We start from the raw sequence: 779 nt of genomic DNA, 5'->3' as shown, positions 1-779 counted from the left end.
CTGTTGTTGGTCAAGGGCGCTGTTCCTGGCGCTACTGGCGGCAACGTGGTTGTACGTCCAGCAGCCAAGGCTCGCGGTTAAGGGGAAGCTGACATGCAATTAAATGTAAATGGCGCTCAAGCGATCGAAGTTTCTGAACTGACTTTCGGTGGCGAATTCAACGAGACGCTGGTTCACCAAGCAGTCGTGGCCTACATGGCCGGCGGCCGTCAGGGTACCAAGCAGCAAAAGACCCGTTCTGACGTAGCTGGTGGCGGTAAGCGCCCATGGCGTCAGAAGGGTACTGGCCGTGCTCGTGCCGGTACTATCCGTAGCCCAATCTGGCGTGGCGGCGGTACCACTTTCGCAGCGCGTCCTCAGGATCACTCCCAGAAGCTGAACAAGAAGATGTATCGCGCTGCTCTGCGTTCCATCCTTGCTGAGCTGGTTCGTACCGATCGTCTGGTTGTGGTTCAGGACTTCGCTGTCGAAGCACCGAAAACCAAAGACCTGCTGGGCAAGCTGAATGGCATGGGTCTGACTGACGTCCTGATCGTGTCTGATGCTGTTGACCAGAACCTGTACCTGGCTGCTCGCAACCTGCCGCACGTCGATGTACGTGACGTTCAAGGTTCCGATCCGGTCAGTCTGATCGCATACGACAAAGTGTTGATCACTGTGTCGGCCGTGAAGAAATTCGAGGAGCTGCTGGGATGAACCAGGAACGCGTATTTAAAGTTCTGCTTGGCCCGCGCGTTTCGGAGAAGGCTACGGTTCTGGCAGACAATATAGGTCAGTTC

At 56.1% G+C, this 779-nt stretch carries 1 protein-coding gene and 2 pseudogenes; all 3 read left to right on the top strand.

The genetic code is table 11. From position 1 onward, the window contains the following. Positions 1 to 81 (top strand): annotated as a pseudogene (locus tag ACIPL0_RS30930) (50S ribosomal protein L3); the annotation flags it as partial. Positions 82 to 93: 12 nt separating this feature from the next. Next, entirely contained in the window at positions 94 to 696 is a 603-nt protein-coding gene (rplD, locus tag ACIPL0_RS30925) for a 50S ribosomal protein L4 (protein WP_400603071.1), read from the top strand. Further along, positions 693 to 779: pseudogene (gene rplW / locus ACIPL0_RS30920) on the top strand (50S ribosomal protein L23); the annotation flags it as partial. The gene rplD and the pseudogene rplW, both read left to right, overlap by 4 nt.

Source organism: Pseudomonas sp. NPDC090208 (assembly GCF_044746785.1).
Taxonomy (GTDB): Bacteria; Pseudomonadota; Gammaproteobacteria; order Pseudomonadales; family Pseudomonadaceae; genus Aquipseudomonas.
Note: the sequence above shows the minus strand (reverse complement) of the source record. Positions and strands in the feature narration are given on the sequence as shown.